General features: G+C 67.1%; 18 protein-coding genes. 17 read left to right on the forward strand and 1 reads right to left on the reverse strand.

The window, feature by feature from the left end; all coding sequences use genetic code 11:
- The first annotated feature begins 82 nt into the window (after positions 1-82).
- The 8 genes from NI1_RS29890 to NI1_RS29925 all read left to right on the forward strand — a co-directional run bounded on the left by NI1_RS29890 (position 83) and on the right by NI1_RS29925 (position 7,085).
- Positions 83-1,183, forward strand: a complete 1,101-nt coding sequence (locus NI1_RS29890) for an amidohydrolase family protein (RefSeq protein ID WP_067827285.1) — start codon at positions 83-85, stop codon at positions 1,181-1,183.
- A gap of 73 nt (positions 1,184-1,256) precedes the next feature.
- Positions 1,257-1,808, forward strand: a complete 552-nt coding sequence (locus tag NI1_RS29895) for a dihydrofolate reductase family protein (protein WP_067827792.1) — start codon at positions 1,257-1,259, stop codon at positions 1,806-1,808.
- Between the two features lie 402 nt (positions 1,809-2,210).
- Positions 2,211-2,651, forward strand: a complete 441-nt coding sequence (rpsP, locus tag NI1_RS29900) for a 30S ribosomal protein S16 (RefSeq protein ID WP_067827288.1) — start codon at positions 2,211-2,213, stop codon at positions 2,649-2,651.
- Positions 2,651-2,893, forward strand: coding sequence for an RNA-binding protein (locus NI1_RS29905; RefSeq protein WP_067827290.1), 243 nt, complete (start codon positions 2,651-2,653; stop codon positions 2,891-2,893). Before rpsP ends, NI1_RS29905 begins: the two co-directional genes overlap by 1 nt.
- A gap of 4 nt (positions 2,894-2,897) precedes the next feature.
- Positions 2,898-3,434, forward strand: a complete 537-nt coding sequence (gene rimM / locus NI1_RS29910; RefSeq protein ID WP_067827292.1) for a ribosome maturation factor RimM — start codon at positions 2,898-2,900, stop codon at positions 3,432-3,434.
- A 5-nt stretch (positions 3,435-3,439) separates the two neighbouring features.
- Complete coding sequence (trmD, locus tag NI1_RS29915; protein WP_067827794.1) at positions 3,440-4,123, forward strand: tRNA (guanosine(37)-N1)-methyltransferase TrmD; 684 nt, start codon at positions 3,440-3,442, stop codon at positions 4,121-4,123.
- 74 nt (positions 4,124-4,197) lie between these two features.
- Positions 4,198-4,524 (forward strand): hypothetical protein, encoded by a 327-nt coding sequence (locus NI1_RS29920; protein ID WP_067827294.1) that lies wholly within the window; start codon positions 4,198-4,200, stop codon positions 4,522-4,524.
- A 125-nt stretch (positions 4,525-4,649) separates the two neighbouring features.
- Entirely contained in the window at positions 4,650-7,085 is a 2,436-nt protein-coding gene (locus NI1_RS29925; protein ID WP_084523924.1) for a Tex family protein, read from the forward strand.
- Positions 7,086-7,615: 530 nt separating this feature from the next.
- On the opposite strand, the gene NI1_RS29930 is transcribed toward NI1_RS29925, so the two are convergent.
- Positions 7,616-8,719 (reverse strand): methyltransferase, encoded by a 1,104-nt coding sequence (locus NI1_RS29930; RefSeq protein ID WP_067827295.1) that lies wholly within the window; start codon positions 8,717-8,719, stop codon positions 7,616-7,618.
- Between the two features lie 429 nt (positions 8,720-9,148).
- Here NI1_RS29930 and NI1_RS29935 point away from each other — a divergent pair, with 429 nt between their 5' ends.
- The 9 genes from NI1_RS29935 (at position 9,149) to dprA (ending at position 18,227) form a co-directional block, all read left to right on the forward strand.
- Positions 9,149-10,042: a hypothetical protein gene (locus NI1_RS29935; protein ID WP_067827298.1), complete on the forward strand. Its 894-nt coding sequence runs from the start codon at positions 9,149-9,151 to the stop codon at positions 10,040-10,042.
- Positions 10,039-11,700, forward strand: coding sequence for an alpha-keto acid decarboxylase family protein (locus NI1_RS29940; RefSeq protein WP_067827301.1), 1,662 nt, complete (start codon positions 10,039-10,041; stop codon positions 11,698-11,700). Before NI1_RS29935 ends, NI1_RS29940 begins: the two co-directional genes overlap by 4 nt.
- A gap of 163 nt (positions 11,701-11,863) precedes the next feature.
- Positions 11,864-12,205: a 50S ribosomal protein L19 gene (gene rplS, locus NI1_RS29945; RefSeq protein WP_067827304.1), complete on the forward strand. Its 342-nt coding sequence runs from the start codon at positions 11,864-11,866 to the stop codon at positions 12,203-12,205.
- 75 nt (positions 12,206-12,280) lie between these two features.
- Entirely contained in the window at positions 12,281-13,063 is a 783-nt protein-coding gene (gene lepB / locus NI1_RS29950; RefSeq protein WP_067827799.1) for a signal peptidase I, read from the forward strand.
- Between the two features lie 30 nt (positions 13,064-13,093).
- Positions 13,094-13,825 (forward strand): ribonuclease HII, encoded by a 732-nt coding sequence (locus tag NI1_RS29955; protein ID WP_084524022.1) that lies wholly within the window; start codon positions 13,094-13,096, stop codon positions 13,823-13,825.
- A 46-nt stretch (positions 13,826-13,871) separates the two neighbouring features.
- Positions 13,872-14,177, forward strand: a complete 306-nt coding sequence (locus NI1_RS29960; RefSeq protein ID WP_011210678.1) for a DUF2469 domain-containing protein — start codon at positions 13,872-13,874, stop codon at positions 14,175-14,177.
- 88 nt (positions 14,178-14,265) lie between these two features.
- Complete coding sequence (locus NI1_RS29965) at positions 14,266-14,625, forward strand: YraN family protein (protein ID WP_067827806.1); 360 nt, start codon at positions 14,266-14,268, stop codon at positions 14,623-14,625.
- A complete protein-coding gene (locus NI1_RS29970) occupies positions 14,625-16,133 on the forward strand; it encodes a YifB family Mg chelatase-like AAA ATPase (RefSeq protein ID WP_067827307.1) in 1,509 nt (502 codons plus the stop codon). The genes NI1_RS29965 and NI1_RS29970 overlap by 1 nt, the downstream gene beginning before the upstream one ends.
- A gap of 903 nt (positions 16,134-17,036) precedes the next feature.
- The gene (gene dprA, locus NI1_RS29975; RefSeq protein WP_067827309.1) at positions 17,037-18,227 is read left to right on the forward strand and encodes a DNA-processing protein DprA; all 1,191 of its coding nucleotides are present in this window, start codon (positions 17,037-17,039) and stop codon (positions 18,225-18,227) included.
- The last annotated feature ends 47 nt before the right edge of the window (positions 18,228-18,274 follow it).

Consider the following 18,274-nt stretch of genomic DNA (forward strand, 5'->3'; position numbering starts at 1 on the left):
CTGTCGCGCTGATCTTGCCGCGCCGGGGGCAGTAGCTTGGTGGGGGAACGCGGTGACGGCGTACGTGGCGAGGAGGCCGGATATGCGTCTGCATTTTCGCGGAGTGGTGTTGCCCGGGGACGAAGTGCGGGATCTGTGGGTGCACGACGGGTTGATCTCGTTCGAGCCCATCGCGGATGCGGAGACCGTGCACGCCGCGGGGTGGATCGTGCCGGGATTGGTGGACGCGCACTGCCACGTCGGCATCAAATACGGTGGGGGAGACGAGGATCGGGACGGGGCCGTCGCGCAGGCGGAGGTGGAGCGCGATGCGGGGGCGCTGCTGCTGCGCGACGCCGGATCGCCCATCGACACCCGGTTCATCGACGACCGCGAGGACCTGCCCGAGATCATTCGCGCGGGCCGGCACATCGCGCGCCCGCGCCGGTACATCCGCGAGCTCGGCATCGAGCTGGACGACGAGCGCGACCTGCCGGAGATCGTGGCCGAGCAGGCGCGGCGCGGCGACGGCTGGGTCAAGATCGTCGGCGATTGGATCGACCGGTCGGCCGGAGACCTCGCGCCGCTGTGGTCGGACGCGATTCTCAAGGAGGCCATCGACGCGGCGCACCGGGAAGGCGCGCGGGTCACCGCGCACGTCTTCGGCGAGGACGCGCTCTACGGGCTGCTCGGCGCGGGCATCGACTGCATCGAGCACGGCACCGGGCTCACCGACGACACCATCGAGATGATGGCGCGCAACGGCACCGCCCTGGTCCCGACCTTAATCAATATCGACACCTTCCCCGAAATCGCCGACAGCGCAGGCAAATTCCCCATCTACGCCGCCCACATGCGCGACCTGCACCGCCGCTCCCGCGAGACCGTGGCCAAGGCGCACGCGGCGGGCATCCAGATCTACACCGGAACCGATGCGGGCGGCTCCATTCCGCACGGCCGGATCGCCGACGAGATCGCCGCGCTGGCCGGTGCCGGGCTCTCGGCGCACGACGCCCTCGGCGCATCGGCCTGGAACGCCCGCTCCTGGCTCGGCCGCCCGAACATCGAGCACGGCGCTCGCGCGGATTTCGTGGTCTACCAGCAGGATCCGCGCGTCGACCTGGCCGCGATCGCCAGTCCGGCCTGGGTGGTGCTGCGCGGCCGCGTCTACGACCGGCGTGACCCCGTCACCGGTCATCGCTGAGGCGGCCGATGAATCGGGCCGGCTCGGGAAGTCCTTTCCGGGGAGGCATATTTCTCCGAGCGAAAGGATGATCATGCGCGATCTGGTTGTCACTCAGAACATCACGCTCGACGGCGTGATCGACGCGAGCGAGGGCTGGTTCACCGTCGGCGACGACGCGGTGGATCAGTCGGATGTGCTGGCGGAGTTGATGAAACACACGGCGCGCTGCGACGCGGTGCTCTACGGCCGGGTGACATTCGAGCAGTTCCGGAGCTATTGGCCCGCGCAGACCAACGACCGCACCGGCATCACCGCCGAGCTGAATCGCATGACCAAGTACGCGGTATCGCGCACCATGGGCGATCCGGGGTGGGTGAACTCGGTGGTGCTGCGCGATCTGGACGCGGTGGCCGCACTCAAGGAGCTGCCCGGCCGCGACATCGTGACCACGGGCAGCATCCAGCTGGTGCATCAATTGATCGCCGCCGGGCTCGTCGACGAATACCGGCTGTTCGTCTACCCGGTGGTGCTCGGCGGCGGCGCGCGGCTGTTCGAGGAGGGCAGCAAGGTCCCGCCGCTGCGGCAGGTCGAGGCCAAGACGTTCCGCTCGGGTGTGGTGCTGCTGCGCTATCGCACCGACTAACCTCGTTTCCACCTCCTCAGGCAAGTGAATCAGTCATGCTTCACATGTTTGTTTCGTTGACCTGATGAGGAGACCGTTGTGGGTTCCGTCGAAAGCTTGCTCACCGCCGTGCTGGCCGGCCTGATCGTGAAGTTCCTGACTTCCGGCAGCGGGCACTGAGCGGTAAGTGACGCAGCCCACCGGAATCGGCTCCCGAATCCGGTGGGCTGACGCATGCCACGGGCCGATTTCCGGCCGCGGGCATCGATCTGGCAAAATGAACGACCGTCCTCATCGAGGACAGTGTCAGCCCGTCTCCGGTTACGTACCGCGCGGCGGTCACAGCACTTGACGCAAAACCGGGCCCGCCTCGTGCGGGTCGCTGAATTGCGACGTGACCAACCTTCGAAAGGAAGCAGTCTCATGGCTGTTCGTATCAAGCTGACCCGTCTGGGCAAGATCCGCAACCCCCAGTACCGCATCGTCGTGGCGGATGCCCGCACCCGTCGTGACGGCCGTGCCATCGAGGCCATCGGCGTGTACCAGCCCAAGGAAGAGCCCTCGCTGATCGAGGTCAACTCCGAGCGTGCGCAGTACTGGCTGGGCGTGGGCGCGCAGCCGACCGAGGCCGTGCAGCGGCTGTTGGAGATCACCGGCGACTGGCAGAAGTTCAAGGGCCTGCCGGGCGCCGAGGGCACCCTCAAGGTGAAGGCTCCCAAGCCGTCCAAGCTGGACCTGTTCAACGCCGCGCTGGCCGCCGCCGACAACGAGCCCGTTGCCGAGGCCGTCACCCCGAAGAAGACCAAGGCCGCCAAGAAGGAAGAGGCCGCCGAGGCCGAAGCCGCCACCGAAGCCGCCGAGTAATGACCGCCGTGGTTGCCGATGCCGTCGAGCACCTGGTGCGCGGCATCGTCGCCAATCCCGACGACGTTCACGTCGAGCTGATCACCAGCCGTCGTGGCCGGACCGTCGAGGTGCATGTGCACCCGGAGGATCTGGGCAAGGTGATCGGCCGCGGTGGACGTACCGCGACCGCACTGCGCACCCTGGTCGCCGGGATCGGCGGTAAGGGCATTCGCGTCGACGTGGTCGACACGGACCAGTAATCGAATGGAACTGGTCGTCGGGCGGGTCGCCAAATCGCACGGTGTGCGTGGCGAACTCGTCGTAGAAGTCCGCACCGACGAGCCGGAACTGCGTTTCGCGCCCGGCACCGCCCTCTCCGGGCGGCTGCCGAAGGCGAAGCAGACGCAGCAGTACGTAGTGGAGTCGGCCCGGGAACACTCGGGCCGGCTTCTGCTGCGTCTGGACGGCATCGAGGACCGGACCGCCGCGGATGCGTTGCGCGGCTTGCTCTTTCTCGTCGATACACAGGATCTGCCGCCGTCGGAGGACCCGGACGAGTACTACGATCACGAGCTCGAAGGGCTCACCGTGCAGCTCGGCGACGGCACCGTGGTCGGCACCGTCAAGGAAGTCCTGCATTCCGCTGCGGGAGAACTGCTTTCGATCAAGGCGTCCGAGGCGTTCCCGCCGGCCGGGCGAGAGATCCTGGTGCCCTTCGTGAATGCGATGGTGCCCACGGTGTCCATCGCCGATCGGCTGATCGTCATCGACCCGCCCGAAGGTCTGCTGGACCCGGAGTGAACGCGATGCGGATCGACGTCGTCACCATTTTCCCCGAATACCTGGAGCCGATGCGAACGGCCTTGCTGGGCAAGGCCATCGACAAAGGCATTCTCGAGGTCGGGGTGCACGATCTGCGCGACTGGACGCACGACGTGCACAAGGCCGTGGACGATTCGCCGTACGGCGGCGGGCCCGGCATGGTCATGAAGCCCACCATCTGGGGCGATGCCCTGGACCAGGTGTGCCCCGACGATGCCCTGCTCGTCGTCCCCACCCCCGCGGGCGTGCCGTTCACCCAGCGCACCGCCGAAAGATGGTCCGCCGAAAAGCATCTGGTGTTCGCGTGCGGACGCTACGAGGGCATCGACCAACGCGTGTTCGACGATGCCGCCCGCCGCGTGCGCGTCGAAGAGGTCAGCATCGGCGATTACGTACTGATCGGCGGCGAGGCAGCGGTGCTCGTCATGACCGAAGCCGTGGTACGCCTGATCCCCGGCGTACTCGGCAATCAGCAATCGCACGAACAGGATTCGTTCTCCGACGGCCTCCTGGAAGGCCCCTCCTACACCCGCCCGGCCTCCTGGCGCGGCCTGGACGTCCCCGACGTGCTTCTCTCCGGCAATCACGCCAAAATGGACGCCTGGCGCCGTGAACAGTCCATTCAGCGCACTAGAGAACGCCGCCCCGAACTACTTCCCCCCGAGTAATCCTCCCGCTATCGTTCTCGCTCAGCCGCACCCCGCGGTCTGCTCGAGTTCGGTTCGGACGAGGAAAGGCAGGCGTGGAAGTGTTCCGAAAGCTCTTTGTCGCATTCGCCGTAAGTGTCGCGATCGCCGGTCCCAGTCAGGCTGTAGCCCAAGCCTTCACACCCCAAGACGAGCTCCGCTTCCTGCTCATGGACGACATGAACCAAAGCGATGAATTCAAAGCCGCCTCGGTATCCCTGGGCCACAAGACATGCGTCGAGATCGAGCGTGCGCCCGGCCGCAAGGCGCAATTGATCGCCTTCGATCGCCGCAACCCCGGCACCAATGTGGGCGTGAACGGAATGACGGCCACCGAAATCGACATCATGGCGTACTGCCCAGCGAAAATGCTCCAGCCCTGAACGCGCGAATTGGCTGTCCACCGGCGCGATTTCCCGGGCGCACAGCCTCCGCCGACGGTGCCCGGGAAAATCCAGGGCCGAGTCCGTCGCCATCCAGTCGGGGCACGCCGGTAGTGTCTGCGGGCGTGACGACAGCCTCCGAAACCGTCAACGCAGAAACCACCGGTGCCGAGAGCACTGTCCGCCTGGGAAGCGTGAGCCGGCGTATCGCCGACGAGCTGAGCGTGGGCGAGGGACAGGTGCGCGCCGCCGTCGAATTGTTGGACGCCGGGTCGACCGTGCCGTTCATCGCCCGCTACCGCAAGGAAGTGACCGGCGGGCTCGACGACGCGCAGCTACGCACGCTCGATGAGCGGCTGCATTATCTGCGCGAAATGGACGAACGGCGCGGGTCGATCATCGAATCCGTTCGGGGACAGGGCAAGCTGACCCCCGAACTGCACGCGCAGATCATGCTGGCCGACACCAAGGCCCGCTTGGAAGACATCTACCTGCCGTACAAGCCGAAGCGGCGCACCAAGGCGCAGATCGCGCGTGAGGCCGGGCACGAGCCGGTGGCCGACGCGCTGATCGGGGACCCGAACACCGATCCCGCGCAGTACAGCGCCGAACAGCTCGACGGTGCGCGCGCCATCCTGGTCGAGCGTTTCGCCGAAGACGCAGACCTGGTCGGTGAATTGCGTGAACTGATGTGGAACCGCGGGCAGATCACCTCGACGGTGCGCGCGGGCAAGGAAGAAGCGGGCGCGAAGTTCTCGGACTACTTCGATTTCTCCGAGCCGTTCGTCAAGCTGCCCTCGCATCGCATCCTGGCGCTGCTGCGCGGTGAGAAGGAAGAGGTGCTGACCCTGCACCTCGAAGCCGACACCGAAGAGCCCGAAGAGGGCGCGCGCACCATCTACGAGGGCCGCATCGCCTACAAGTTCGGCATCGCCGATCAGGGCCGCCCCGCCGACACCTGGCTGCTCGACACCGTCCGCTGGGCCTGGCGCACCAAACTTCAGGTCAGCCTCGGCATCGACACCCGGATGCGCCTGCGCCAGTCCGCCGAACGCGACGCCGTCGACGTCTTCGCCGCCAACCTGCGCGACCTGCTGCTCGCCGCCCCGGCCGGCACCCGCACCACCATGGGCCTGGACCCGGGCTACCGCACGGGCGTCAAGGTCGCCGTCGTGGACTCGACCGGCAAGGCCGTCGCCACCGAGGTCATCTACCCGCACAAGCCGCAGGGGCAGACCGAGAAGTCGCTGGCGGTGCTGGGTGCGCTCGTCGCCCGCTTCAATGTGGAGCTCATCGCCATCGGCAACGGCACCGCCTCCCGCGAAACCGATGCCCTTGCCGCCGAACTGATCTCCCGCATCCCCGAGAACAAGCCCACCAAGATCGTGGTCTCGGAAGCGGGCGCCTCGGTCTACTCGGCCTCGGCCTACGCCTCCGCCGAACTCCCCGACATGGATGTGTCGTTGCGTGGCGCGGTCTCCATCGCCCGCCGCCTCCAGGACCCCCTGGCCGAGCTGGTGAAGATCGACCCCAAGTCCATCGGCGTCGGCCAGTACCAGCACGACATCTCCGAAACCCTCCTCGCCCGCTCCCTGGGCGCGGTCGTCGAGGACGCCGTGAACGCGGTCGGCGTCGACGTCAACACCGCCTCGGTCCCGCTGCTGTCCCGCGTCTCCGGCGTCTCCAACTCCATCGCGGAAAGCATTGTGGCGCACCGCGACCAGAACGGTCCCTTCCGCAGCCGCAGCGGCCTGAAGGACGTTCCGCGCCTGGGCCCCAAGGCTTTCGAACAGTGCGCCGGCTTCCTCCGCATCCGCGAAGGCGACGACCCGCTCGACAGCTCCGCCGTCCACCCCGAGGCCTACCCCGTCGTCCGCCGCATCCTGGACGCCAGCGGTCGCGGTGTCGCCGAACTGATCGGCAACACCACGGTCCTGCGCTCCCTGAAGCCCGCCGACTTCACCGATGAGAAGTTCGGTGTCCCCACGGTCACCGACATCATCTCCGAACTCGAGAAGCCCGGCCGCGACCCCCGCCCCGAATTCAAGACCGCCGAATTCGCCGCGGGCATCGAGAAAGTCGCCGACCTCCAGCCCGGCATGGTCCTCGAAGGCGTCGTCACCAACGTCGCCGCCTTCGGTGCCTTCGTCGACATCGGCGTCCACCAGGACGGCCTCGTCCACGTCTCCGCCATGTCCCACAACTTCGTCAAGGACCCCCGCGAGGTCGTCAAATCCGGCGATGTGGTCAAGGTCAAGGTGCTCGAAGTGGACGTCCAGCGTCAGCGCATCGGCCTCTCCCTGCGCCTCGACGACGAGCCCGGCACCACCAAACCCGAACGCGGCCAGGGTGGTTCGCGCGGCGGCCAGCAGCGCGGCGGCGGAGCTCCGCGTCAGGGTGGTCAGGGTGGTGGACGCCAAGGCGGTGGCCAGGGCGGCAACCGTCAGGGTGGTCAGGGCGGGCAAGGTGGCCAGGGAGGTCGCCAGCAGGACCGCCGCAACCAGTCCGCCCCCAACGGCTCCATGGCGGATGCCCTCCGCCGCGCCGGTTTCGGTAAGTAGCCCGCGAAACCGGGAACTGGCTGCGGCGACACGCCGTGAAGCCCTCAGCCAGTTCCTGGTTTCGGCCCTGGCTGGACTTTGCCCACGGTTCGAGTTGGCCCGCAGCTGGGATTTGCCCCGTGAGCGCTTTGGGGAGCGGTGACGGTCTCCGCCACAGCGGAAACGAAATTAGTGTGGCCACTTCGTGTGCCGTCCCCGACTGTGGTCCCCCCGCCGTCTGCCGTTACCTCGCCTTCCAGCGTCGGCGGGGCCGTTGTCGACTTTTCGAGCGTGAAGAATCGGCACATTTCGGGCGCTCGGTAGCAGACCCGTCGGTCAGTGGGAACTGGTTGCGGCGACACGCCGTGAAACCCCGCAACCATTTCCCAGTGACCGATGAGTCTGTTTCTTGTTCGTTTTCTCTTGTTCGAGAAGGTGACAACGGCCCCGACGACGCCGGGAGGCGAGGTAACGGCAGTCGGCGGGGGGACCAACGTCGGGGACGGTAGGCGAAGTGGCCACACTATTTCGTTTCCGCCATAGGCGGCCTGTCACCGATCAGCCGAAAGCCTCCACAAGGAAGTAACTTCGGCAGCACGAGCGGCATGAAGCGAATCGCGACTGTCCCGAACACGCGAGTGCCGCGGCCGAGTATCCAGCCGATCGACAACCCGAAGCCCCGCGGAATCAAAGGCCGACAACAGCTCTCGCCGAGTGCGCAGCCCAAGATGCTCGGCCAGATCGGAAATCACGAGCCAACCTTCACCATCAGCACTGAGATGCTTGCCCAGCCGATCCAAGAATGCCCGCAGCATCCGGCTACCCGGATCGTAGATCGCGAAATCCATTGTTGTGCGTGGCTTACCGGGTATCCAAGGCGGATTGCAGACGACGAGCGGCGCCCGGCCCGGTGGATAGAGGTCGGTCTCGACCAGCTCGACGCGGTCGCTATATCCGAGCCGTCCCAAATTGCTTCGAGCACAAGCCAGTGCGCGAGCGCTGGCATCGGTCGCCACGATCGACCGGACCCCGCGCCGCGCGAGCACCGCCGCGAGAACCCCCGTGCCGGTACCGATATCGAAGGCCAGCCGGTCCGATGGCAGCGGTGCGCGCGCGACCAGGTCCACGTATTCGCCACGAACGGGCGCGAAGACGCCATAGTGCGGGTGGATCCGCGCCTGCAACGCGGGCACCTCGACACCTCTGCGCCGCCATTCGGAAGCCCCTGCCACGCCTTGCAATTCGCGCAGCGATACCACTGCGGCTGCGGTGTCGTCGCCGTACGCTTCACGGCAGGCGGTGGTGAGATCGGGTGCGCGGCGGAGGGTCAGTCGATGGCCCGCGTCGAGTTCCACCAGGAGCATGCCCAGTATTCGGGCGCGCCGGGACCGCAGGTTGCGATAAGCCGTGAAGTCGGCGGAAGGTGTCGAATCGAGGCGGGTGGCCAGGGATTTCAACAGCTGGCTCGCATTGTGGAAGTCGCCTCGCCACAGCATCGCGGTGCCGCTGTTCGCGAGCCGGAGGGCCGCTGCGGCGGAGAGGCGATCGTCGACCACCTCGATGCGGGCGGGCGGTGGTGAACCGTTCTCGGAACGCCAGCGCGCATGGCATCGGCGTCCGTTCTCGGTCCAGTGAATCGAATCGGAGTTGTTCATGGAGCTCGTTCCTCGAAGACGTCCGGGAACGCACGGTCGGCCGTTGGATTCGCGCCGAGGGCGCGCAAGGATGGAGTATCCGAGAACGAAAGAAGTACCGGCCGATACCGGGCACGACAGGACTGCGGTTCGGACACAGCCGCGGGATGCGGCTGGAACTACGTCAGACCTGTTGTCAGAAGAGGACTGCCGCGTGCACCGGTGTTGTCACGCACTCGACGCTATCGGCAGCCGGTGCAGACCGCAAATGTCGCACCCGGCGCGGACGCCCTGGGCGGGGGGTTCGGGTGCTGGTCCTGACGGTTACGAGAGTTGGTTCGAGCGCAGGATGGAGCTCGGTGCGGGTTCAACCGGTGTTGGGCGCGCGCAGGTAGCGTGGTGGCTCGGTAGCTGATTCGTGGCGGTGTCGATCGTGGGAACGGCGGGAGCATGGGTTTTCGGCGGTGGTGGGAAGACGTGATCATCGAGAACGGTCGCCTGCCGCTGGCCTGCCTGCTACTCGGGTTCATCGTCGGGTTTCTGCTGATTCGAATCAGTGTGCGGCTCATCCGGAAACAAGTGCGGTGGTGGCCCGGCAATGTGCGGGCCGGGGATGTGCACATTCACCACATGGTGTTCGGGGTGATCCTGGTGCTCAGTTCGGGAGTCGGTCTGATCACCCTGTACGACAGCAGTGTGGGGGTGATCGGGGCGCTGGCCGCGTCGTTCGGGCTGGGCGCGGCGCTGGTGCTCGACGAGTTCGCGCTCATCTACTACCTGCGCGATGTGTACTGGGAGGAGCAGGGGCGTACCTCGGTGGACGCCGTCTTCGTCGCGGTCGCGGTGACCGGATTGTTGCTGCTGGGCTTTCATCCGCTCTGGCTGTTGGATATCAACGACTTCCGCAGCGACCCGAACCCTTATGAGCGCGTGGTCGTGGTGGCGTTCGCGTTCGTGAACCTGGTGCTGGCGGCCATCGTCATCGCCAAGGGAAAGATCTGGACCGGGCTGTTCGGAATGTTCTTCCTGCCGCTGCTGGTGGTCGGCGCGCTGCGGCTGTCGCGACCCGGCGCACCCTGGGCACGCTGGCGATACGGCACCCGGCGCGGCCTCATGCGGCGGGCGATCGTGCGGGAACGGCGGTATCGGCGGCCGGTGATCCGGGCCAAGATCTTCGTGCAGGATCTGCTCGCCGGGAAACCCGATGTGATCCATGTCCGGCGCGCGGCCGAAGAGGAATTGGTGCGCACCGTGGTGCCCGCCCCGCCGGCGCCACTCCCGACACCCGGTTCTGTAGCTGATCGGTTGCTGACTCATGGCCGGGGTGACAAGGTAGGTCCATGAGCTATGTCGTCGGCGATTACCTGCTCGATCGGCTCCATGAACTCGGCGTCACCGAAATATTCGGCGTGCCAGGCGATTTCAACCTCCAGTTCCTCGACCACATCGTCGCTCATCCGAATATCGAATGGGTCGGCAGCGCGAACGAACTGAACGCCGGATACGCCGCCGACGGCTACGCCCGGCTACGCGGCATCGGCGCGGTCGTCACCACCTACGGCGTCGGTGAGCTCAGCGCGGCCAACGCCATCGCGGGCAGTTACGCCGAGCACGTGCCGGTGGTGCACATCGTCGGCGTCCCGGCCAAGGACATCCAGGCCAACCATCGCGTCATCCATCACACGCTCGGCGACGGCGACTTCCATCACTTCCGCCGCATCGCCGCCGAGATCACCTGTGCGCAAGCCGACCTGGGCGCGGCCGACGCCTGCCAGGAGATCGACCGGGTGCTGAATTCGGTTCGGGTGCACCGGCGTCCGGGCTACCTCATGCTGGCCACCGACACCGCGCGGCTGGAGGTCGCCCCGCCGGCCACCCCGCTGGCCCCGCCCGCAGACTTCAGCAGTGCCGGGGCGCGTGTCGCGTTCGCGCAGGCCGCGCGGGAATTCCTGAGCGGGCGGCAGGTGGCGGTACTCGCGGACGTGTTCGTGGACCGTGTCGGCGCGACCGGCGAACTCCGCGCCCTGGTCCGTGATCTCCCACACGCCACTCTGGCCTGGGGCAAGACCGTCGTCGACGAATCCGCCCCGAACTTCGTCGGCGTCTACACCGGCGCGGCCTCACCCGAGAGCGTGCGCGCCGCGGTCGAGGACGCGGAGCGGCTGGTCACCGTCGGCGTGCAGTACACCGACAGCATCACCGCCGGTTTCAGTCACCGCATCGATCCGAAGCGGACCATCGATATCGGCCCGGAGCGCACGGTCATCGGCGGCGTCGATGCCTTCGCCCCGCTCTCGATCCGCGCCGCCCTCGACATCCTCACCGCCCTCACCGCCGAATTCGCCGCCCCCGGCCCGGTCGTCCACGCCGAGGACGAGGCCCGTCCGGTCACCGTGCCGCCCGACACCCCGCTGAGCCAAGCCTTGCTCTGGCCCGCCGTCGCGGCCGCGCTGGGCAATAACAATCTCGTTGTCGCGGACCAGGGTTCGGCGTTCTTCGGCCTGGCCACCCTGCGTATGCCGACCGGCATCACCTTTCTCGGACAGCCGCTGTGGGGCTCCATCGGATACGCGCTGCCCGCCGCGCTGGGTGCGGGCCTGGCCTGCCGCGACCGGCGCACGGTGCTGGTGATCGGCGATGGTGCGGCCCAGCTCACCATCCAGGAGCTCGGCACTTGGATCCGCGAGCGCCTGACCGGCGTCATCATTCTGGTGGACAACAGCGGCTACGCCATCGAACGGGCGATTCACGGTCCGGAAGCCCCGTACAACGACATCGCTTCCTGGCGCTGGATCTTCCTGCCCCATGCCTTCGGCGGCGATGACAAATCCGTGCTGACCTTGCGCGCGACCACGTTCGGCGAACTGCAAGACTGTCTGAAGGCCGCCACCGCCGAGCAGAACCGACTGGTCTTCCTCCAGGTGGTGACCGGAAAAACCGATTACCCGCCCCTCGTCTCCGATATCGCGGCCGCCCTCACCCGAGCCAACTCCCGCTCGTAGACCCCCGATTACCAGCGGCGTCGAGCGTTCTGGCACACTATTCGGGTTGCCCTGGGTGAACTCTGCCCGGGCACCGCCCAATTATCCGGAGCATGAACCGGTCGAGCGCCTCACGGCCAGCCGCCAGGTTCCTCTGTTCGCGCGAAAACACATAAGGACGGAAATGAACACCCTCGACTTCGTCGACGAAAAGTCGCTGCGCAGCGACGTCCCGGACTTCCGCCCGGGTGACACCGTGAACGTTCACGTGAAGGTTATCGAAGGCAACAAGGAGCGCGTCCAGGTCTTCAAGGGCGTCGTCATCCGTCGCCAGAACGGCGGCGTGCGCGAGACCTTCACCGTGCGCAAGGTGTCGTTCGGTGTGGGCGTGGAGCGCACCTTCCCGGTGCACAGCCCCAACCTCGACAAGATCGAGGTCGTGACCCGCGGTGACGTGCGTCGCGCCAAGCTGTACTACCTGCGCGATCTGCGCGGCAAGGCCGCCAAGATCAAGGAAAAGCGCTGAGCTAGCCCAGCATCCAGGATCGCCGAGTAGCCCGGCACCGCATGATTGTTCGCGGTGCCGGGCTACTCTGTTCCGGTGGCAGATGAGAGCGAGGCGGTGGCGGTGTCGGGATCCGACGGCGACGGACGTGCACCGGCCCCCAAGCCGAAGAAGAAGCAGCGACCGTTCTGGCAGGAACTGCCCATGCTGGTCGGTTTCGCGGCGATCATCGTGGCGCTGCTGGTGACATTCATCGGCCGTCCGTACGTGATTCCCTCGCAGTCGATGGAGCCCACCCTGCACGGCTGCGCGGGCTGCACCGGCGACCGCATCTACGTGCAGAAACTGAGCTACTACTTCGGTGATCCGAAGCCGGGTGACGTGGTGGTGTTCGTCGGCCCGACCGACGACTGGAACAAGCACTACAAGTCGATCCGCTCCTCCAACACCCTGGTGCGCGGTCTCCAGAACGGTCTCTCCTTCTTCGGCCTGGTGCCGCCGGACGAGAACGATCTCGTCAAGCGCGTCATCGCGACCGGCGGTCAGAAGGTCGAATGCTGTGACGCCCAGGGCCGAATCCTGGTGGACGGCAAGCCACTCGACGAGCCGTACGTGGTGCACAACAATCCGTTCGATCCCGCGCGGCCGGATGTGCCGTTCAATGCGGGCGGGCGGGCGTTCGGTCCGATCACGGTGCCGGACGGCAATTTGTGGGTGATGGGTGACAATCGCGCCGAATCGGCCGACTCGCGCTACCACATGAAAGACGAACTCCAGGGCACGGTTCCGGTGGACGATGTCCGCGGCAAGGCCGTCTTCAAGATCTGGCCACCCGGACGAATCGGACCGGTGCGGTCGGTGGACCCACAGACGAACTGAGTCCTACGGGATAATCGACCGGTGGGGAAGATGGCGAAGAGCACCCCGAAACAGCGGGGCGGCAAGAAGATCGAGCCGATCGAACGCGGTGACTGGCCGCCGCGCGTCGTCATGCGGCGCGCGGGCGGGCTACGCACGCTCGAATCCGCGCTGATCCGCAGCGGGCTGGGTCCGGTGGCGGGCGTGGACGAGGCGGGGCGCGGTCCGTCGGCCGGGCCGCTGGTGGTGGCCGCTTGTTTGCTCGCACCCAAGGCGTACACCTCGCTGTCGGGTCTCGACGACTCCAAGAAACTCACCGAATCGACCCGTGAAGAGCTGTTCCCGGTCATCAAACGGCTGGCGCTGGCCTGGTCGGTGATCGTCGTCCCGGCCTGGGAGATCGACGCCATCGGCATTCACGTGGCCAATATCGAAGGCATGCGGCGGGCGGTCGCCAGCCTGGATCCGGTGCCCGGCTATGTCCTCACCGACGGCTTCCGGGTGCCGGGCGTTCCGGTGCCATCGCTGCCGGTCATCGGGGGTGACGCGGCCGCCGCCTGCATCGCCGCCGCCAGTGTGCTGGCCAAGGTCACCCGCGACCGCATGATGGTCGAACTGGACGCCCAGTACCCCGGCTACGGATTCGCCGCCCACAAGGGCTACAACACCCCAGAGCACACCGAGGCCATCCAGAGGTTGGGCATCACCCCCGAGCACCGTCGGTCCTGGCGAAACGTCCGGGAGACCGGCCGGGTGGCTACCGCTACCGTGCATGCGGGATGATGTCTCTACTACACCCAGTGTGGCGATAAGGAGGACGTTCCACCCGATGAGCGCCGAGGATCTCGAGAAATACGAAACCGAGATGGAACTATCCCTGTACCGCGAGTACAAGGACATCGTCGGCCAGTTCTCGTACGTGGTGGAGACCGAGCGCCGCTTCTACCTCGCCAATTCCGTCGAGCTGCGACCGCAGAACGCCGACGGCGAGGTGTACTTCGAGGTGCGCATGTCCGATGCATGGGTTTGGGACATGTACCGGCCGGCGCGCTTCGTGAAGCACGTTCGCGTCATCACCTTCAAAGATGTGAATATCGAAGAGCTGGAGAAGCCTGACCTGCGGCTTCCGGAGTAATTCCACAGCTTCCGGGTATCCACAGGTTTTCTGTTTTCCCAGGTCGGCATGGCCGGGTCCGTTCGCGGGCCCGGCCATGCTGGCTTTCATGGCACACAATCTCGCGCTGGGAGCGCACGGGGAGGAACTGGCGGCCGCGTTTCTGCGTGACGCCGGAATGGAGATCGTGGCCCGCAACTGGCGCTGCCGGTACGGGGAACTCGACCTGATCGCGCGGTCCGGGGACGGGCTGACGGTGTTCGTGGAGGTGAAGACGCGCAGCGGGCTGGGGTTCGGGCAGCCCGCCGAGGCGGTCACCTTTCTCAAGCAGCAGCGCATCCGCCGGTTGGCGGTGCTGTGGCTGAACGAACAGGACGGACCGTGGCTGCGAATCCGGTTCGATGTGGTGTCGGTGCTGGTGCGGCCGGTCGGGGAGCCCGAGATCAAACATCTCCAGGGGGCGTTCTGATGCCGTTGGGGCGAGCGTTCTCGGTGGCCGTCAACGGGGTGGACGGGCAGCTGGTCGAGATCGAGGCGGATATCGGTCAGGGGCTGCCGTCGGTGCACCTGGTGGGGCGGCCGGACACCACCTTGCAGGAATCGCGGGACCGGGTACGGGCGGCGGTGACGAACACCGGCGAGAAGTGGCCGGACGGCCGGGTGATCCTGGCCTTGTCCCCGGCCACCCTGCCCAAGGTGGGCAGCGTGTACGACTTGGCTTTGGCCGCAGCGGTATTGGATGCGGCGGGAGTGATCCCGGGCCGCCGGTTGAGCGATGCCGTGCTGCTCGGCGAACTGGCCTTGGATGGGCGGATTCGCCGCGTGCGTGGCATCCTGCCCGCCGTACTCGCCGCCCGCACCGCCGGTCGGAGCACCGTCGTGGTCCCGACCGCGGCACTGACCGAGGCCGGTCTGGTGGACGGCGTCCAGGTGCTGGGTGCGTCCACGCTCGGCGAACTGGTGGACTGGTTGCGCGGCGGCACGGAACTGCAACCGCCCGAGCCCATGGAGGTTCCGGCACCACCGACCATCGGGGATCTGAGCGAGGTGGTCGGCCAGGACCAAGCCCGCTGGGCACTCGAAGTGGCCGCCGCCGGCGGTCATCACCTGCTGCTCACCGGGCCACCCGGCATCGGCAAAACCATGCTGGCGCAACGCCTCCCGAGCCTGCTGCCGCCGCTTCGGGAACGAGAGTCGCTGGAGGTCACCGCTATCCACTCGGTGGCCGGCACCCTCTCCGACGATCACCCCCTCATCACCGCCCCACCTTTCGTTGCCCCGCACCATTCGTCCTCGGTTGCCGCCATGATCGGCGGCGGTTCCGGCTCCGCCCGTCCGGGCGCCGCCAGCTGCGCCCACCGAGGTGTCCTGTTCCTCGACGAATGCGCGGAGATATCGACCAAAGTCCTCGAAGCCCTGCGAACTCCATTGGAAGAGGGCGAAGTACGAATCGCCCGCCGCGACGGAGTGGCGCGCTACCCGGCCCGCTTTCAGCTCGTTCTCGCTGCGAACCCCTGCCCGTGCGCGCCCGCACGCGACATCGACTGTATCTGTGCGCCTTTGGCCAGGCGGCGATATCTGGGAAAGTTGTCCGGCCCCTTGATGGACCGCATAGACCTCGCCGTCCAAATGCACGCCCAAGCCGCCGGCGCCTTCAGCGGCGACGAAGTCGAGAGCAGCGAAGCCGTCCGCACCCGTGTCACGGCCGCCCGCGAAGCCGCCGCGAAACGCTGGGCCGCACTACAACTCGTCACCAACGCCGAAGTCCCCGGCCACGTCCTGCGTCAACGCTTCCGCCTCCCCCGGGAGGCCCTCGCTCCGGTCGAACACGCGCTACGCCACGGCCGCATGTCCGCCCGCGGCGCCGACCGCGCAATCCGCGTCGCCTGGACCGTCTGCGACCTGCGCGGCGGCGACCTCCCCACCGCGCAAGACGTCCTGCAAGCAATCAACTTCCGTCAACGAGGTGTCTCATGACCAACGCCCAACGTCCCACTCCGGATTCGCAAGCTGCCGCCAGGCAAAGCGTCGTCAACGATCGGTGTCCCACCGATGGGCGAAGCGCCTCCAGCGACCAGCGTCGCGCCGACAGGCAGAGTGCCGCAAACCGCACGTGTGCCGGCAACGGCCAGGCGGTCGCGCACCCCTGCGGCACCAATAGGCCGGGAGCCGCGAACGACCTGTGTGCTGCCGACCGACAAGATGCCGCTGGTGACCCGTGCGCTGTCAGTGATTCGCGTGATGTTCATGATTCGTGCGGTCGTGATGAATTGCGGCACGCCTGCGAACCGAGCGGCATCCGTGCCGAGTGCCTCAGCTGCTCCGCCGCAGATCTTGAAATGGGCGGTGCCTTGGGAGCATTCAGCGGTCTACACGGTTGTGGCGGTTATGACGAAGACGGCCGGCGGTGCCCATGCGGTGATGACGGTGGATGCGCGGAGAGCGGCGAGTGCTGTGCGTGTCTCGAACCCGGAGGGGGCGAGGTCGGCGACGGTGCGCTCCGGCTGCCGCTGATCGCGCCGCCCACGCCGAGCAGCGCCGGCGGCCCCGGTTCGATGGAGAGCGAGGAGAGTCGGGATGCTCGTCGCGGGAGGCACTGCACAAGTCGGCGCGTGCTTTCGAGTGGGGGAAAGCATGGATAGCGACCGGGAGACGTTCACGGAGACCTACGAGACGAATCGAGAGGTGAATCGCGAGGCGAGTCCCGAGGTGAGCTGGGATGTGAGTCATGAGCCGAACCGGTCGGCCTGTCCGGAGGCGACTGGGGGAGTGCCTCACGAGTCGACGGAAAGTGCTGAGGAGGGCGAGCTTTCGGCCGGCCCCTCCTGTGCCGCCTCCTGGGTTGCCGGTCCGGCAAGCGAAGTCGGTTCGCCGGGCGCAGTGGGTGGTGAATTCGTCTCGGATGAAAGACGTTTGGCATGGGTGTATCTGTCGCGGGTGGTACAGGGACCGTGTGCTGCGCTGTCGTCGTTGATCGAATCGGTTGGAGTGTTGGAGGCGGCTCGGGCGGTTCGGGAGTGTGCGTTACCCGAGGCGTTGCGGGGGCCGACCGAGCTGCGGCGTGGAATCAACTGTGCCGAAAGGGATTTGGCGGTGATGGAGCGGCTGGGTGGTCGGGTGGTGACACCGGAGGACGCCGAGTGGCCCGCGTGGCGGATGCTCGGGCTGCGGCAATTGGATCCGGAACGCGACGAAGCAGGGGCGGCGCCACTGGTGTTGTGGGTGCGTGGGGCGCGGTCGCTGTCGGAGTGCACCGAACAGGCTGTGGCGGTGGTGGGGTCGCGGTGCAGTACCGGGTACGGGAATCATGCGACGGGAGAGATCGCAGGGGAGTTGGCGGCTCGGGGCTGGACGGTGGTTTCGGGAGCAGCCTTCGGTATCGACGGGATGGCACATCGCGCCGCGCTCGCTGTCGGCGGGACGACCGTCGCGGTACTCGCATGCGGCGCCGATCGGCCCTACCCGGTGCAGCACGACCGGCTGCTCGCCGAAATCGCCGACACCGGGCTGGTGGTCAGTGAGTACCCGCCGGGAACGTCCGCCCGTAAACACCATTTCCTGGCCCGCAACCGGCTCATCGCCGCGCTGGCGGACGGCGTGGTGGTCGTGGAAGCCGGGATGCGAAGCGGCGCGCGCAATACCGTCAAATGGTCACGCCGGCTCGGCCGCCCAGCTATGGCAGTGCCGGGTCCCATCACCTCGGCCGCCTCGACGGGCTGCCACCGCATGATCCGAGACGGCGAAGCATTCATCGTCACCAGCGCCGAACAGGTACTGGACGAGGCCGGCCCCCTGCGCCTCTCCCTCCCGGGAGCCGTCCCACCGAATCCCGAGGACCACCTCTCCGACGAAGAAGCCCTGCTCTACGCCGCCCTGCCGGTCGCGGGCACGCGTTCCCCACGAGCCCTCGTCGCCGACACCGGTCTCGCACTACCAGCGATCCGTGCGACGCTGTCCGCCCTGGAACTCGCCGGGCTCGTCGGCTGCGACGGCGACGGCTGGTACCGCCTCGCCCCCTCGAATCGCTCAGCCGCAGAGGAGGTCTCAGCCACCCACGACCGCCACCGCTGAGATACGCCGTCACGGGCCCGCCGTCGCGCGGACTCGACAGGCGCCGC

Source organism: Nocardia inohanensis NBRC 100128 (genome assembly GCF_001612945.1).
Taxonomy (GTDB): Bacteria; Actinomycetota; Actinomycetes; order Mycobacteriales; family Mycobacteriaceae; genus Nocardia; species Nocardia inohanensis.

Coding starts and splice junctions, on each gene's coding strand:
- rpsP (WP_067827288.1), top strand. CDS start 2,211: ATGGCTGTTCGTATCAAGCTGACCCGTCTGGGCAAGATCCGCAACCCC.
- NI1_RS29890 (WP_067827285.1), top strand. CDS start 83: ATGCGTCTGCATTTTCGCGGAGTGGTGTTGCCCGGGGACGAAGTGCGG.
- NI1_RS29905 (WP_067827290.1), top strand. CDS start 2,651: ATGACCGCCGTGGTTGCCGATGCCGTCGAGCACCTGGTGCGCGGCATC.
- NI1_RS29960 (WP_011210678.1), top strand. CDS start 13,872: ATGAGCGCCGAGGATCTCGAGAAATACGAAACCGAGATGGAACTATCC.
- NI1_RS29935 (WP_067827298.1), top strand. CDS start 9,149: ATGGGTTTTCGGCGGTGGTGGGAAGACGTGATCATCGAGAACGGTCGC.
- NI1_RS29930 (WP_067827295.1), bottom strand. CDS start 8,719: ATGAACAACTCCGATTCGATTCACTGGACCGAGAACGGACGCCGATGC.
- rimM (WP_067827292.1), top strand. CDS start 2,898: ATGGAACTGGTCGTCGGGCGGGTCGCCAAATCGCACGGTGTGCGTGGC.
- NI1_RS29965 (WP_067827806.1), top strand. CDS start 14,266: ATGGCACACAATCTCGCGCTGGGAGCGCACGGGGAGGAACTGGCGGCC.
- trmD (WP_067827794.1), top strand. CDS start 3,440: ATGCGGATCGACGTCGTCACCATTTTCCCCGAATACCTGGAGCCGATG.
- NI1_RS29895 (WP_067827792.1), top strand. CDS start 1,257: ATGCGCGATCTGGTTGTCACTCAGAACATCACGCTCGACGGCGTGATC.
- NI1_RS29940 (WP_067827301.1), top strand. CDS start 10,039: ATGAGCTATGTCGTCGGCGATTACCTGCTCGATCGGCTCCATGAACTC.
- rplS (WP_067827304.1), top strand. CDS start 11,864: ATGAACACCCTCGACTTCGTCGACGAAAAGTCGCTGCGCAGCGACGTC.
- NI1_RS29970 (WP_067827307.1), top strand. CDS start 14,625: ATGCCGTTGGGGCGAGCGTTCTCGGTGGCCGTCAACGGGGTGGACGGG.
- NI1_RS29955 (WP_084524022.1), top strand. CDS start 13,094: ATGGCGAAGAGCACCCCGAAACAGCGGGGCGGCAAGAAGATCGAGCCG.